Raw genomic sequence first — 14,620 nt, forward strand, 5'->3', positions numbered from 1 at the left:
TAAAATGAAAAAATGGTTAAGTTTGTTTGTGATCGTTTTTATGATGATGGCCCTAGCCGCTTGTGGCAACCCTACTCCACAAAAACCAGGGGATGCAAAGTCTGCAGCCACAACAGAAAAAGGAGGGGCTAAACAAATTACAATTTCAGGAAATGGTGGTAAAATCGAAAAAGTTATCCGTGATATTATTGCACCTAAATTCAAGGAAAAAACCGGTATTCAGGTCAATTATATTTCTGGGTTATCGGGTGAAATATTGTCCAAGGTAGAATTACAAAAAAATGCACCGCAAATTGATATCGCTTTCTTTGTACCAATTGATGTTCAAAGAGCCAACGAAAAAGGACTAATCGAAAACATTAACGAAAAAATGGTTCCGAATATGAAAAATGTGGATCAAGAATTTGTTGCGCTTCAGAATGTAGCAGCACCTGCCTTTGGCTTGGTGATTGCACCAGCTTATAACACAGAAGTGTTTAAAAAGAAGGGGATCGCACCAATACAGTCATGGAATGACCTGATTCGTCCTGAATACAAAGGAAAAACAGCATTTGCTGATATAGCCAATGATTGGGGCTTTAACACATTATATAATTTAGCTCTTGCAAACGGAGGAAGCATCGATAACCTGGAACCTGGTCTAAAAAAGGCAAAGGAACTTGCCGGTTATTCATCCACTTTTTACAAAAATTCAACGCAAATGATGCCGGCGATTCAACAGGGAGCTGCTGATGTTACCGTTATGGGAAGCTATGTCATTGCTGACCTGGCAGCAAATTCCGGAATTCCATTGAAAATGGTTGTACCTAAAGAAGGTGTAAACAAGAATGCTTTTAGTGCCGCAGTGGTTAAAAACTCACCGCATTCAAAAGAAGCGCTCGAATTTGTCAACTACTTAATTAGTGAAGAATCACAAAAAGCGATTTCAGAAGAAGGTTTTTATCCAGTTGTAAATGGACTGGGCATACCAGATAAATATAAAGATATCATTGGTTTAAACGATACAGATAAAACATACACAGTGGACATTAATAAATTAGCAAAAATCCGCGGTGAATGGACAGACCGGTGGACAAAGGAAGTAACTCCGGAATTAGGGAAATTATTGAAATAAGGGATTTTCGAGATACAAATGTTGAGATACTGCTGCCCCGGTAAATACCGGGGTACAGTATTATTTTTTTGTAGTTATGAGATAGGAGGCCAGAATCTATTTATTCGAATTGAAACTGGTACAATCCTGATTAATATCCAAGATTAAAGAGGAAAGACGGGAAAAAATTTTTAATAAACGGATGTGCTTTAATGGTATAATGAGGAAGAATTGGATGACACCTTCTAACGGGTGCGCCATCACGAAAAATGTACAATCCGTCTATATTAAAAATGTAAAATTGGGGTGTTTTTATGCAAGTGGTAACAACAGAAAATATCCATGGCTACAAAGTAGTCGAAGTAAAAGGACCTGTCTTTGGTTTAATCGTTAGAAGCCGTGGCTTGGGTGCGGATATAATGGCAAGCTTAAAAGGCTTAGTTGGAGGTGAAATTAAACAATATACTGTAATGCTCGAGGATTCGAGAAAAGAAGCCATGGACCGGATGATCGTGAATGCAACAGCAATGGGTGCCAATGCAGTAGTCATGACTCGCTTTGACTCTGGAGAAGCGGGAAAAAACATGAGTGAAATCTTTGCATATGGAACGGCAGTAGTAGTTGAAAAAATAGAATGAATGGTCTTTGGATTATTATTACCTATTACGGGTTACAAATCATCGCTGTAATTGTATTTATTTTACTAGGGGTTTTTATTTATGACAAACGTTTCAAAGGCCGGCAAGGTGAAAAAGTGCCTGCTGGATTTGAAAAAACAGAAGAAGTAAACATTGACCCAGTGACCAATGAAAAAACAAGAGTGTACTTTAACCCTCAAACAGGGGAGCGTTTTTATAAAAAAGAAAAATAAAGAGGGGTCAGTCCCCCGGTGTATTAAAGCTTTAACGCACCGGGGGACTGACCCCATTTTACCATTTTAGAGGGCTTATTGAACTTGCCTTAAGCCCTTTCCTTCATGGATTTCTCGAATTCCTTCTTCACAAACTCCATAAGAACGCCAGGAACAAGTTTCGCAGAATACTTGAATATCGGAGGGGATGACATGCTTTCGGATACGAGACTCAATCTCCTCCCATTTCAAAATTTGTCCGATTTTTAGGTTCATTTTGTCTAAAATAACAGCATCTCTTTCAAAAATCTGTTCGTTTTGGCAATGATATTCACCTGAGTTCGGGAACTTCTCACACAACTGATCTGGTCCCTTGACAAGCTGAATCAATATTTCGGGGTTATTTCTCAAAGTTTGATGCACACGTGTCATATTTTCCACGTATTCTTGAGAATAGCCCATGCCCCGATAGCCAAGAAGACAAAAAAGGTGATGGCCGCGCAACTTAAACATAATTCTCCTCCAGTGCGATTTATCGATTAGGATTTAAAGTAAACTGAAATTATGATATGGTTAACATCTCTTTGAATTATCATAACATATGAAACCAGAAAAATTCACCCAAATTGTGATGAGTGAAAAGATGAACCATTTATGATAGAAAAAAAGGAATAAGTGAATTATAATGACACCATTGTAAGTACTAGAATATGGAGGAAAAATGAATGAAATTCCCTAATGATGCTGATGGAGATGCGTTACGCAGTCTATCTAAAGATGGAGTAGATTTTAAAAAACAACAATCAGTCGAGTTTTTTGTAGCCGTGCCTGATCAAGCAACAGGTGAAACATTAGCGCAAGTCCTCAAAGGAGAAGGCTTCAATTGTTTCTTAGAACAAGATGACGAAACAGACGAGTGGGCTTGTAGTTGCTCGAAAAGAATGCTCTTAAATTATAATGAATTAATTAAGATTCAGAATAAATTAGATACTTTAAGTAAACCACATGGTGGTTATTCTGACGGCTGGGGTGTTTTTGTAGACTAAAAGGATTTCGGAATCGTATAGACAATTATCAATTTGAATGATCGATGATCAAAATAAAGTACCAGGACCATTATATTTTTGGTCCTGGTACTTTATTTAACTGATAATACTATTTTTATGATCCATATGAACTTTGTGTGGTAAATTCCATTTAAAGTAGACGGATAAGATCCGAAAGACTACGATTGCGATTAACAGGATAAGTGTGCCATAAGGTCCGTGTACCAAATCTAACCCAATGACAAGACCTGCTAAAGCTGCCCATAAGGCATATATATCTGAACGAAAAATCATCGGTTTTCGACCTGCAAGGACATCTCGAATCATTCCGCCGCCTGCTCCAGTCATGGTAGCGGCAAGGATGACGGCAATTAATGGCGCATCAATCGATACAGCATAGTTTGCACCTTGAATAGCGAATGCTGCTAAGCCAATGGCATCAAATAAAAACACACATTTTTCTAATTGATAAATCCATTTTATTGGCAATATAAAAACTATAGTTACAGCGAAAAAGGCGATTTCAAATAATGAAATTTGCGCCCAAATATGCTCAATCGGTATTCCAATTAATAGATTACGAATGAGGCCTCCACCGAAGGCTGTTGTAAACCCTAAAACGTAAACTCCTAATATATCATAATCTTCTTCTATTGCGACAAGGGCACCGCTTATCGTAAAAGCTATCGTACCAATGATGCTAAGAATTTCCCAAGTCAAAGCGATTCCTCCTTTTTTAAAATTCCACTCATTTTCACATGCCAAAGCTTCAATCATATGAAACGAATCAACTATTGTTTTTGTTACTATATAATAATATAATACAATTTATTTGTTATTGGAATATAATTATATCTTGTTAAGTATGTCAATAATAATATATTGGAGATTTTGAAGAAAATAACAAAGAGGTGATTAGATGGTTGAACAATTGACCGATTTTCAAATTTCCTTAAAGAATATTCAATTTTTACCTCCACGAGTGAATCAAGGATTGCAGTTTATTTTTGTGATTAACGGGGAATTAACGGTTGAGATCGATAGTCGCTTTTTTGTGCTAAAAGAACATGATGTGCTTCTTATTAATCGAAACCAACTTTTTCAAGCACAAGGAATGCAAAAAAATTGTGTGCTACTGTTAAATATTTCAGATTCCTTTATGGATCAATACTATTCAGAATATCGAAACAGCAGGTTTGAGTGCTTTTCTCAAGATATAGAAATGGGCAGAGAAATCATGCTCGATAAAGTGAGAAAATTGCTTGTGGAATTAATGATTACCTATAGTAGAAGAGATGAGAGCTATCAAATTGAAATGCAGGGATATTTATGTGAAATATTGTTAATGCTGATCCGTCGGTTTAAGCAAAAAGGAAGCGCCATTGAAAAAATGGATACAGATGATTTTCGGCTCACAAAAATGATTGAGTATATGGAAAGAAATTATCATCAAGTTATTACACTAGAAGAAATGGCGGAAAAATCCTACCTTTCAACCGGTTATTTATCGCGGTATTTTAAACAAAAGATGGGAATAGGATTTAGCCGTTTTTTAATGAACATCAGATTAAAGCATAGTGTAAAGGATTTGCTGTATACAAATGAGACGATTTCCCAAATTTCTATGAAAAATGGATTTGCGAATACCAAGTCCTTTACGAGTCTCTTTAAAGAAATGTACGGAGTTACACCACATGTGTACCGTGAAAGCCATTCAGAGGACCAAGTTGAGTTGGTTAAAAACTATCATATTGAAGATGCAGAAACCTTAATCAATTCACCTGATATTTTAGCGGAATTGGGAACCGTCCTCACCAAACATGATCAATCCTATAGTAATACGGAGTCTCGTTTTGAAGAATTGCTGCTCGATGTTTCAAAACCAATCAATGCGAAACTATCTCGCCCTGATCATGTATTAATCATTAGAGAATTGAAAGAGCTGCTAAAGGAAGATGTAAGATCCCAAGTGCTGATGGCGAAGGAAGATATGCGTCTTGATTATATTGGGATTAGACATTTATTAAGCGGGGAAACGATTACTGCAGATGTTGAAACAGATGAAGCGATTGCAACCAGTTCACCGTATTTTCAATCAGATGTTGCCTTAAATTTTATGATAAAGAATCGACTTTCTCTTTTTATTAGGATTGAATATCAAGAGATTTCCGCTAATGAAGAAAGATATTTTGAAAAGCTGTATGGATTTATGAAGCATTGTTTACAAGTATACGGAGCATCTTATTTAAGTTCATGGCACTTTCTCTTTTATGAGCGCTATTACACCGCTGTTGAAGCAAAGGAATTAAAACGTGTGTATTTAAAAATGGTTGATTTATTAAAAAATCTTGTTCCAGACATTCATGTGGGTGTGTTTTTACCATTCTCCTATAAGGATGGGAAAACCAGTGATCCTAATAAATGGATGTTAACTGAAGCCAATCATATCGATTTTATTGGTTATCATTCCAACCAGAATGACATTATTGATTTTCAGGAATTGAGTAATGACCGCTTTTTCTTGGCTAAAGATTATTTGAAAGAAAAAACGGCGAAAATAAAATCGTATCTAAAAAAGCATCATTTGGAGAAGCCGCTTCATCTGATTTCATGGAACACACTGTCTGGAAACACTCGCTTTACGAACGGAACTTTTTTTCGGGCGGCATTAGTGTTGAAAAGTGTTTTGGATGTTAGGAATGAAGTAGAATCGATTGGCTTTTGGATTAACACAGCCTTACATGAAGGCGGGGGCAAGGATCTGAGGATTCGTATTGAAGGCTTGGAATTATTTCATTATTTCAGCGGAAAACGGCCAGCCTTTTTTGCCATGGTATTTGCTAAGAAACTGAATGGGACAATCATTGCTCAAGGATCAGATTATTTGATGATGCAAAATGATCGAGGTTATCAGTTAGTGCTTATGAACTGTAATACGGTAAATCCTTATTATTCCATTGAGGAAGCCTTTCTTCAAAAGCTAAATAAAGAGATTTTAGTGAAGATTACTGGGCTAGAAGCAGGCGAGTATCAGATTCGGAAACATATTTTTGATAAAGATCACGGTGCTTTATATACGAAATGGTGGAATTTAAACAGTAAGCATGGGATGGATTTGGAAATTATTGATTATATCAATCGATCAAGTCATCCTGATTTAGAGATATATGATGAAAGCATTGAGGATGATTGGTCTTTTTATTCCTATTTAACGATTAATGCAATTCATTTTTTTGATATTAGAAAATCGATTATCTAAAAAAGTCATTGTAGTAAGGAGGCTACAATGGCTTTTTTGCATTTTTATGAGTTTCTTCAAATCGCTTATTTACTTGCTAAGTTAAAAATCGACCTCCCTTTTTTGATATGAATCACGATTGGTGAAATATTTTCCTATTTTTAAGGAATAGATGGGCGAATAATGGCTCATTAATTTTAGAACAATTTTTTATAATTAACTTGTGGAAAGCATTTAGATTTTATTTTTTCATTATTTTTTTCGAATTAATGTAAATGCTAAACAAGAACACAGCAATCTATTTAATTTTTACCGTTGCTTCATTAGAGAATAATTAGGAGGAAGAGTCATGGAAACAAGTTATAAAGGTACAGATAAAATGATCATAGGAATTGTGTTTGGTGTTATTACATTCTGGCTATTTGCACAAGCAATGGTCAATGTAGTACCAGCTGTTCAAAAAGATTTGGGTATTTCCCTTGGAACGGTGAACATTGCGATTAGTTTAACGGCGTTGTTCTCCGGAATGTTTATCGTTGCTGCTGGTGGTCTTGCCGATAAAATTGGACGTAAAAAGATTGCCAATATTGGTTTTATTTTAAGTATAATCGGTTCACTTTGCCTAGTTTTAGCTCAAGGGTCCGTATTGCTCATTATTGGACGTGTCATTCAAGGGCTTTCAGCCGCATGTATTATGCCCTCAACCATTGCATTAATGAAAGCTTATTTCGAAGGGAAAGATCGTCAGCGTGCTCTAAGTTTCTGGTCCATCGGTTCTTGGGGCGGATCAGGGGTTGCCTCTTTTGCCGGCGGTGCCATTGCCACCTATATGGGTTGGAGATGGATTTTCATTTTTTCCATCATCTTTGCTGTTATTGGTATGTTTCTTCTGAAAGATACACCAGAAAGTAAACAAGAATCTAAAGGTGCTTTTAAATTCGATTACGCTGGCTTAGTTATTTTTATCATCACAATGCTTGCTTTGAATGTATTTATTAATTACGGATCAGATTTGGGATGGACAAGCCCGCTTACAATCGGCCTATTGATTGTCACAATCATCGGTTTAATTGTTTTCATCAAAGTTGAAAAAAGTAAAGATATCGTATTGATTGACTTTGCTGTATTTAAAAATAAGCCTTATACGGGTGCGACGATTTCCAATTTCTTGCTGAATGCAATTGCGGGTACCCTAGTTGTAGCCAATACGTATGTACAAGTAGGTCGTGGATTTAATTCCTTCCAATCAGGTATGTTATCACTTGGGTATTTAGTAGTTGTACTTGCGATGATTCGTGTCGGAGAGAAAATATTACAAAAAGTAGGGGCAAAATCACCAATGATCTGGGGTGCTCTGATAACAACAATTGGTGTGGCAATCATGGGCTTAACATTCTTACCAGACTTCACTTATACAGTTGTTGTCTTCATTGGATTTGTACTATTTGGACTTGGACTTGGACTTTATGCGACACCATCAACAGATACCTCTGTATCAAATGCTCCTGCTGACAAAGTAGGTGAAGCAGCTGGGGTTTATAAAATGGCAAGCTCGCTTGGCAGTGCATTCGGTGTTGCGATTTCTGCAACTGTTTACGGTGCAATCGCAGCAAATGGAAATCTTGAAACAGCGGCTTCAGTAGGAATTATCGTAAACGTGATATTCGGTGTCCTTTCCATATTATCGATTATCTTTATGGTGCCAGGAGATGCTGGAAAAACAGCTCCTGCTCCTAAAAAATCAAAGGCTGGCAAACCTGTCTTAGATTAATGAGCAGGTAGAAACAGAAAACGCCACAGTTAGTGGCGTTTTTAAAAAGTAAGGAAAGGATGACAAGATGATGAAAAGTAAATTAATGGAAATGTTAGAATCTCGTAAGGATGAAATGATTGAAATTCGCAGACATCTACATGAAAATCCTGAGCTTTCGTTTAAAGAAGAAAAAACGGCTCAATATATTATTGACTTTTATAAAGGTAAGGATGTAGAAGTTCAAACGAATGTAGGCAATGGCTATGGAATTATCGTAACGATTAAAGGTGGAAAACCTGGGAAAAATATTGGTTTGCGCGCTGATTTTGATGCACTCCCAATTGTCGAAGAAACAGATTTACCATTTGCATCAAAAAATGAAGGCGTTTTTCATGGGTGTGGTCATGATGGACATACAGCCTATTTGTTAATCTTAGCGGATTGCCTCATTCAATTAAAAGATGAAATTCCAGGTACCATCAAAATTATTCATCAACATGCAGAGGAAGTTCCGCCAGGCGGGGCAAAGAGTATTGTCGAATCAGGAATTCTTGACGATTTAGATAATGTATTTGGTATTCATTTATTACCAATGGGACCAGCGGGGGTTGTTGGTTACCACGCTGGATATTCATTTAACGGTAGAGCATACATGAAATTAAAAATTCAAGGTAGAGGCGGACATGGTTCTTCACCACATCTAGCAAATGATGCCATTGTAGCTGGTGCTTATTTTGTTACTGCAGTTCAAACGATTATTAGCCGTCGTTTAAGTCCATTTGATATTGGTGTTATTACAATTGGGTCTTTTGATGGTAAAGGTACTTTCAATGTTATCAAAGATAGTGTAGAACTTGAAGGTGATATCCGTTATATGACTGTTGAAACAAAACAAAGAATTGAAACAGAAATGAGACGTATTGTAAAAGGAATCGAAGAAGAATTTGGTGTAACATGTGATCTAACTTACGAAAATGATTATCCACCACTTTATAACAATCCAGAATTAACAGAGAAAGTATCTCAATTCTTAAAGAGTGCAAATGATCAAGATATTACAAAAGTAGAAGAGTGGCCAGCTATGCCGCCATCCGAAGACTTTGCTTATTATGCTGAAAAATTCCCTTCATGCTTCTTCTATATCGGTTGTACACCTAAGGGCGTAGAAAAACCTTATTTTAACCATAATCCTAAATTTGATATCGATGAAGATGCCCTTCTCGTAGCAGCAAAAGCAGTAGGATATGTCGTTTGTGGTTATTATGAGTTAGATTAGTAAAAAGCGTTTCTGCAATAGGCAGGAACGCTTTTTTATCTTTGTGGTCCAGGTAAGAACTTGAAGGATATTATGAGTCCAGCATAACATAGGTCGTACAATCCCAGTGTTTTAAACTGGTCGTATTCTTTCCTTTCCATCCCGCTTTAAGCAATTCCTTCGCTATTAACCTATTAAAAAAAACATGTCCGACTAAGACCACTCGAGCATGTTTATGTGCATATTTCATTAATACCTTTGCGGCTCTTCTCGCCCTCGCTTCTACATCCTGTAAGGACTCGCAGTTGCTCGAATAGCCACTGAGCCATAACCCCCTTAACATAACGGCCCAGATCGCAGGATTTAATTTTAATCCTGGATAGTCTGTCGAAGGGGTAGGTAACTCTGTTTCACGAAATAAAGGATTTATTTTTGCTTTCTTTTTTGGATTTAATATGACTGCAGACTCAATGGATCTTTTCAAATCACTGGTGAATATAATCGTGGCATTCCTCATTTTTTCAAGAGTATCAGCCGGATAGGAATTTTCTTCATAAACTCCATGCCGATCATACTGGTCCAGCCAATCTTTAAATTGTTTGCATGAGATGGGCTTATTGTCGGTAAACCTGGACCTTCCATGTCTAATTAATGAAATTTCCATTAGAATTCTCCTATATTGATTTTTCAAAGTGTCACATGAATGAGTAAGCCAGCGTGTGCCAAACTTCCGTCTAATTCTAGTAATGATATTTTTTGGCTATTTTGCCATTTAACTGACTGTCACCTATATCTTATGTCAGATAAATGGCCGTGGAACTTTTAATGGGAATAAATGTTATATGGCAGGAGTTTCATAGGGCATAAAAAAACCCGAATAAGGGACGTTATTAAAAGTGTCCATTATTCGAGTTATTTTTTAAAAGCGAGGGACCAGCTTTTCCATTGAAGATAATGAATGAAGCTTCTTAAAGAATAATAAAGATAAAAAATAGGGCTGCCAAAACAACTCTGTAGTAGGCAAAAACAGTTAAACCGATTTTTTCGATTATCTTTAAGAATACGACGGCTACTAACATGGCTACCACAAACGCAGTGATAAAGCCAATCGCGAACAAAGGGATGTCACTAGCATGCAAGAAGTCTAAACTCTTAATAAAATCCAAGCCCGTTGCTCCGACCATAATCGGAAGGGCAATTAAAAAGGAAAATTCAGCAGCTGTTTTATGATTGGCTTTAACGAGTAACCCACCGGATATGGTTGATCCTGCACGAGAAAATCCAGGGATGACCGCTAAGCATTGAAATAATCCAATCATGAATGTTTGTTTGTAACTCAACTCATCCACGGTATTAGTAGTGAACGCTCCATGTTTTTTTTCTGCAAAAATCATTAGAATGGCTCCTGCAACCAGGCTGTACACGACAACAGTGGGAGAAAAAAGCTGTGTTTTTATAAAGTCATGTAACAATAACCCTACCACTGCGGCAGGGATGACTCCTAAAATGATGTGAATGACATCTAACTTTTTTACTGGTTTTCCAATCGTGCTGAAATTTAAAAGTGAAAGATATCTTTTCCAATATAATACTAAAATAGCAAGCATGGACCCAAGTTGAATGATTACTTCAAAGGTATTTGCCTTTTGACCTGTAAATCCTAATAAGTTCCCCACTAAAATCAAGTGACCTGTCGATGATACAGGCAAAAATTCAGTTAATCCTTCTACGATGCCTAAAATAAAAGCGATGATATGTTCATTCATGATTTTCCTTCTTCCTTATTTCAAAATAAACCAAACAAATTTCGCAATTTTAATACTACCATTAAATTACGCTTTCAAGAAAAAGTTAATCTAAATTTAGGGTTGTTTTAATAAAAATTTAATTTCTTTTTCTAAGTAGAAGTGAGACTAAAGTATGAAAATATAATTTGAAATATCTGAATATTTTTATTATAATAAAAATGTGCCTTGTCGACAGCCGACATAGGATAGAAAAAGAACCACCATGAACTGACACAAGAATGAAAAGCCAATTGAAATGAGGTGAAGAAATGTTCGATAACAACCCATTGATAAAGCCTTTGCCGTACTATCAACAAATTCAACAATCCCTAAAAGAAAGTATCTTTTATGGTATTTACAAACCGGGCGATCGATTATATGAAGCTCAAATTGCGAAACTGTACAATATTAGCCGCAGTCCGGTGAGAGAAGCCATTCGGGCGCTCGTAATTGAAGGCTTACTTGTAATGGATCAAAAGTCACAAATCTCCGTCTATAAACCAAATTTACAGGATGTGCGCGATATTTACGAGTGCAGGATTTCCCTGGAGTCAACAGCCGTGGAGCTTACTGCAGAACGCGCAACAGAGGAGCAATTGCTAGAGCTGGAAAACACGTTAGCAAAAACAGCAGAAGCGATAAAAGAAGGTAAATCAGATTCTATTATTGCATGTAATGCCCGTTTTCACGAACTCATTATCCAGTACAGCGGCAATGCTAGATTAATGAAGCTTGTAGAGGATTTGAATGGATTGATTTATTATTATCGTGTATTAAATATCCAAGGGGAAGACCGTGTAAATACCATTTTAAAAGGTCATACGGACATTTACCTGGCATTAAAAGAGAGAAACCCGAAAAAAGCATCCGAAAGATTAAAAGAGCATACGCAAGAGGATCTAACAAACTTGGTTCAAGTCATTGAACAATTAGAGGAGAGATAATATTTGCGAATCGTTCATGTCGATCAACTTATTGAAACCGTTGCCAAACTATGCTGGGAAGCCTGCTACTACTTACCCGAGGATGTAGTGGCGGGTTTTAGACGTGCTGAAAAGACGGAAGCTTCTCCCATCGGGAAAACGATCCTGCAGCAGCTTCTTGAAAACGCAGATGAAGCCAAGCTGAATCACATGCCTTATTGTCATGACACAGGTATGGCCGTGGTATTTGTAGACGTTGGCCAAGACGTCCATATAACAGGCGGTAGCTTTTTAGATGCGATTCAAGAAGGAGTACGAACTGGATATCGAGAAGGCTATTTAAGAAAATCCGTTGTCGGGGATCCGCTCATTCGCGTGAACACAGGGGATAATACACCAGCTGTCGTACATACCGAAATTGTCCCAGGTGATCAAATCAAATTCACGGTCCTTCCAAAAGGCGGCGGCAGTGAAAATATGAGTGCAATGAAATTCCTGCTTCCAGGAGAAGGCATGCAAGGGGTGAAGAATTTTGTTTTACAAACGATTAAAGAAGCAGGAGGAAAGGCTTGCCCGCCCGTGGTGGTCGGAGTTGGCATCGGCGGCAGCTTTGATAAAGTAACCTCCCTAGCGAAACATGCTGTGTTAAGGGAAATTGGTGTTCATCATCATGAGCCGCATATTGCCCAGCTGGAACAAGAACTTCTAGAGGAGATTAACAACACAGGCATTGGTCCACAAGGGTTAGGCGGGACCAATACCGCATTATGGGTACCAATTGAAAAATATGCCTGTCATATAACCGCATTACCTGTTGCAGTAAACATTCAATGTCACGCTGCTCGTAAAAAGACGGCTGTGTTATAGGAGGGGACCAGATGGCAGAATATCGATTAAAAACACCGATAACAGATGAGGATATCCAAAAACTTCAAATTGGGGACCAGGTTCTTTTAACGGGGACTATTTATATGGCAAGAGATGCTGCCCACAAAAGAATGGTTGACCTTCTTGAAGCAAATCAGCCTTTGCCAGTCGATTTAAGGGGTGAAATTATTTTCTATGCTGGCCCTTGTCCACCCAAACCTGGGCAAATTATCGGACCAGTTGCCCCCACAACAGCCTATCGCATGGATCCATATGCGTCTGCCATGTATGAGTATGGGGTAAAAGGAACGATTGGAAAGGGACCTAGGCGAGATATCGTAAGGCAAGCCTGTAAGCAGTTTGGTGCCATTTCGTTTGCCGCAGTCGGCGGATTGTCCACTATTTTAAGCAGAAGGATAACAGCAGTTGAAGTGGTGGCTTATGAGGATTTAGGCCCAGAAGCAATCAGACGGCTTGAGGTAGAAGATTTCCCACTACTGGTTGCCTATGACGCACATGGTCTAGATTTGTATGAACAAGAAATTGCCAAGTATGAGAACTTCAATAAAAATGCAAATAAGGGAGTAGGTATATAATATGAAGAAACTAGAAATTGCCGTCTTACCAGGAGATGGAATTGGAAAAGAAGTGGTTCCAGTTGCAACAAAACTATTAGATACAGTGGCCGAGATACATGGCGGCTTAAAATTTGAGTATAAAGAGTTCCCATGGAACTGTGATTACTACATCGAGCATGGTAAAATGATGCCGGATGACGGACTGGAACTATTAAAAAACTTTGATGCTATTTTCTTAGGAGCGATTGGAAATCCTCAGCTTGTACCCGATCATGTCTCTTTATGGGGATTATTAATTAAGATTCGCAGGGAATTTGAACAATCGATTAATATTCGTCCAGCCAAATTTTTTAAGGGACTTACCTCGCCGCTAGTCAATCCAAAGGACTTTGACTTAATTGTCGTCAGAGAAAATAGTGAGGGAGAATATAGTGAAGTGGGCGGAAGAATTCACCGCGGAGAAGATGAGGTCGCCATTCAAAATGCTATTTTTACAAAAAAAGGCACAGAACGGGCAATGCGTTATGCGTTCGAATTAGCCAAAAAGAGAAGGGGCCATGTCACATCTGCGACAAAATCAAACGGTATTTTCCACTCCATGCCGTTTTGGGATGAGGTCTTTAATGAAGTTAAGACGGACTATGCGGATATTCAAACCGCATCCTATCATATTGATGCGTTAGCTGCTTTTTTTGTAACAAGACCGCAAATTTTTGATGTGATTGTAGCTAGTAATTTATTTGGTGATATTTTAACGGATATCGGCGGGGCCATCATGGGAAGTATCGGAATTGCGCCTGCAGCCAACATAAATTTAAATGGAAAGTACCCATCTATGTTTGAGCCTGTACATGGTTCAGCACCTGATATTTATGGAAAAGGAATTGCGAACCCAATCGGGCAGGTGTGGACAGCAAAGATGATGCTCGATCATTTCGGAGAGCTGGAATTAGGTCAGAAGCTTCTGGATGCAGTGGAAGAGGTCACAAATGATGGAATCAAAACCCCGGATATTGGCGGTACATCCTCAACCATTGAGGTGGGAGAAGCGATCTGCAATCATTTGAAAAGGGCTTGTTCCGTATCTTAAATGATTATGGTCCCAAATAAAAGAGGCTGTCTCAAAAGGTTGTAATTCGATTACGCCTTTTGACAGCCTTTTTTTATATTTTTACCTCTTAAAGTGAACATAAAAACCCCTAATCTACGAAAATTCCATAGATTAGGGGC

15 protein-coding genes are annotated in these 14,620 nt (G+C 37.9%); 11 read left to right on the top strand and 4 right to left on the bottom strand.

Features of this window, described 5'->3' with window-relative positions:
- Positions 1–4 precede the first annotated feature (4 nt).
- The 3 genes from AC3ANL_RS11555 to AC3ANL_RS11565 all read left to right on the top strand — a co-directional run bounded on the left by AC3ANL_RS11555 (position 5) and on the right by AC3ANL_RS11565 (position 1,964).
- Complete coding sequence (locus AC3ANL_RS11555) at positions 5–1,114, top strand: extracellular solute-binding protein (RefSeq protein WP_488329351.1); 1,110 nt, start codon at positions 5–7, stop codon at positions 1,112–1,114.
- A 293-nt stretch (positions 1,115–1,407) separates the two neighbouring features.
- Positions 1,408–1,731 (top strand): YbjQ family protein, encoded by a 324-nt coding sequence (locus AC3ANL_RS11560; protein WP_488329352.1) that lies wholly within the window; start codon positions 1,408–1,410, stop codon positions 1,729–1,731.
- Positions 1,728–1,964: a hypothetical protein gene (locus AC3ANL_RS11565; protein ID WP_488329353.1), complete on the top strand. Its 237-nt coding sequence runs from the start codon at positions 1,728–1,730 to the stop codon at positions 1,962–1,964. The genes AC3ANL_RS11560 and AC3ANL_RS11565 overlap by 4 nt, the downstream gene beginning before the upstream one ends.
- Positions 1,965–2,039: 75 nt before the next feature.
- Here the strand turns inward: AC3ANL_RS11565 and AC3ANL_RS11570 are convergent, their stop codons facing one another.
- On the bottom strand, positions 2,040–2,456 hold the full coding sequence (locus AC3ANL_RS11570) for a DUF1284 domain-containing protein (RefSeq protein ID WP_488329354.1): 417 nt from the start codon (positions 2,454–2,456) through the stop codon (positions 2,040–2,042).
- Positions 2,457–2,668: 212 nt separating this feature from the next.
- Here AC3ANL_RS11570 and AC3ANL_RS11575 point away from each other — a divergent pair, with 212 nt between their 5' ends.
- On the top strand, positions 2,669–2,989 hold the full coding sequence (locus tag AC3ANL_RS11575) for a ribonuclease E inhibitor RraB (protein ID WP_488329355.1): 321 nt from the start codon (positions 2,669–2,671) through the stop codon (positions 2,987–2,989).
- 96 nt (positions 2,990–3,085) lie between these two features.
- On the opposite strand, the gene AC3ANL_RS11580 is transcribed toward AC3ANL_RS11575, so the two are convergent.
- Positions 3,086–3,709: a trimeric intracellular cation channel family protein gene (locus AC3ANL_RS11580; protein ID WP_488329356.1), complete on the bottom strand. Its 624-nt coding sequence runs from the start codon at positions 3,707–3,709 to the stop codon at positions 3,086–3,088.
- A gap of 199 nt (positions 3,710–3,908) precedes the next feature.
- On the opposite strand from AC3ANL_RS11580, the gene AC3ANL_RS11585 reads away from it, so the two are divergent.
- The 3 genes from AC3ANL_RS11585 to AC3ANL_RS11595 all read left to right on the top strand — a co-directional run bounded on the left by AC3ANL_RS11585 (position 3,909) and on the right by AC3ANL_RS11595 (position 9,256).
- Positions 3,909–6,248: a helix-turn-helix domain-containing protein gene (locus tag AC3ANL_RS11585; protein WP_488329357.1), complete on the top strand. Its 2,340-nt coding sequence runs from the start codon at positions 3,909–3,911 to the stop codon at positions 6,246–6,248.
- 328 nt (positions 6,249–6,576) lie between these two features.
- Positions 6,577–7,998: an MFS transporter gene (locus AC3ANL_RS11590; RefSeq protein WP_488329358.1), complete on the top strand. Its 1,422-nt coding sequence runs from the start codon at positions 6,577–6,579 to the stop codon at positions 7,996–7,998.
- A gap of 70 nt (positions 7,999–8,068) precedes the next feature.
- The gene (locus tag AC3ANL_RS11595) at positions 8,069–9,256 is read left to right on the top strand and encodes an amidohydrolase (RefSeq protein ID WP_488329710.1); all 1,188 of its coding nucleotides are present in this window, start codon (positions 8,069–8,071) and stop codon (positions 9,254–9,256) included.
- A 70-nt stretch (positions 9,257–9,326) separates the two neighbouring features.
- Here AC3ANL_RS11595 and AC3ANL_RS11600 read toward each other — a convergent pair whose 3' ends face one another.
- Together AC3ANL_RS11600 and bacA are read right to left on the bottom strand one after the other, a co-directional pair.
- On the bottom strand, positions 9,327–9,899 hold the full coding sequence (locus AC3ANL_RS11600) for a histidine phosphatase family protein (RefSeq protein ID WP_488329359.1): 573 nt from the start codon (positions 9,897–9,899) through the stop codon (positions 9,327–9,329).
- 304 nt (positions 9,900–10,203) lie between these two features.
- The gene (gene bacA, locus AC3ANL_RS11605; RefSeq protein ID WP_488329360.1) at positions 10,204–11,001 is read right to left on the bottom strand and encodes an undecaprenyl-diphosphate phosphatase; all 798 of its coding nucleotides are present in this window, start codon (positions 10,999–11,001) and stop codon (positions 10,204–10,206) included.
- 290 nt (positions 11,002–11,291) lie between these two features.
- On the opposite strand from bacA, the gene AC3ANL_RS11610 reads away from it, so the two are divergent.
- From AC3ANL_RS11610 to AC3ANL_RS11625, 4 genes are read left to right on the top strand one after another with little or no spacing between them, the layout of a single operon-like run.
- Positions 11,292–11,966, top strand: coding sequence for a GntR family transcriptional regulator (locus AC3ANL_RS11610; protein ID WP_488329361.1), 675 nt, complete (start codon positions 11,292–11,294; stop codon positions 11,964–11,966).
- A gap of 3 nt (positions 11,967–11,969) precedes the next feature.
- On the top strand, positions 11,970–12,812 hold the full coding sequence (locus AC3ANL_RS11615; protein ID WP_488329362.1) for a fumarate hydratase: 843 nt from the start codon (positions 11,970–11,972) through the stop codon (positions 12,810–12,812).
- A gap of 11 nt (positions 12,813–12,823) precedes the next feature.
- Positions 12,824–13,408 (top strand): FumA C-terminus/TtdB family hydratase beta subunit, encoded by a 585-nt coding sequence (locus AC3ANL_RS11620; protein WP_488329363.1) that lies wholly within the window; start codon positions 12,824–12,826, stop codon positions 13,406–13,408.
- 1 nt (position 13,409) lies between these two features.
- Positions 13,410–14,480: a tartrate dehydrogenase gene (locus AC3ANL_RS11625; protein ID WP_488329364.1), complete on the top strand. Its 1,071-nt coding sequence runs from the start codon at positions 13,410–13,412 to the stop codon at positions 14,478–14,480.
- Positions 14,481–14,620 lie beyond the last annotated feature (140 nt).

This window comes from Neobacillus sp. DHD-1R (assembly GCF_057747995.1).

What these genes read in the sequence shown, in the direction of transcription:
- AC3ANL_RS11610 (WP_488329361.1), top strand. Translation starts at nt 11,292, where the DNA reads ATGTTCGATAACAACCCATTGATAAAGCCTTTGCCGTACTATCAACAA.
- AC3ANL_RS11600 (WP_488329359.1), bottom strand. Translation starts at nt 9,899, where the DNA reads ATGGAAATTTCATTAATTAGACATGGAAGGTCCAGGTTTACCGACAAT.
- AC3ANL_RS11625 (WP_488329364.1), top strand. Translation starts at nt 13,410, where the DNA reads ATGAAGAAACTAGAAATTGCCGTCTTACCAGGAGATGGAATTGGAAAA.
- AC3ANL_RS11575 (WP_488329355.1), top strand. Translation starts at nt 2,669, where the DNA reads ATGAAATTCCCTAATGATGCTGATGGAGATGCGTTACGCAGTCTATCT.
- AC3ANL_RS11620 (WP_488329363.1), top strand. Translation starts at nt 12,824, where the DNA reads ATGGCAGAATATCGATTAAAAACACCGATAACAGATGAGGATATCCAA.
- AC3ANL_RS11570 (WP_488329354.1), bottom strand. Translation starts at nt 2,456, where the DNA reads ATGTTTAAGTTGCGCGGCCATCACCTTTTTTGTCTTCTTGGCTATCGG.
- AC3ANL_RS11590 (WP_488329358.1), top strand. Translation starts at nt 6,577, where the DNA reads ATGGAAACAAGTTATAAAGGTACAGATAAAATGATCATAGGAATTGTG.
- AC3ANL_RS11565 (WP_488329353.1), top strand. Translation starts at nt 1,728, where the DNA reads ATGAATGGTCTTTGGATTATTATTACCTATTACGGGTTACAAATCATC.
- AC3ANL_RS11560 (WP_488329352.1), top strand. Translation starts at nt 1,408, where the DNA reads ATGCAAGTGGTAACAACAGAAAATATCCATGGCTACAAAGTAGTCGAA.
- AC3ANL_RS11595 (WP_488329710.1), top strand. Translation starts at nt 8,069, where the DNA reads ATGAAAAGTAAATTAATGGAAATGTTAGAATCTCGTAAGGATGAAATG.
- AC3ANL_RS11585 (WP_488329357.1), top strand. Translation starts at nt 3,909, where the DNA reads ATGGTTGAACAATTGACCGATTTTCAAATTTCCTTAAAGAATATTCAA.
- bacA (WP_488329360.1), bottom strand. Translation starts at nt 11,001, where the DNA reads ATGAATGAACATATCATCGCTTTTATTTTAGGCATCGTAGAAGGATTA.
- AC3ANL_RS11555 (WP_488329351.1), top strand. Translation starts at nt 5, where the DNA reads ATGAAAAAATGGTTAAGTTTGTTTGTGATCGTTTTTATGATGATGGCC.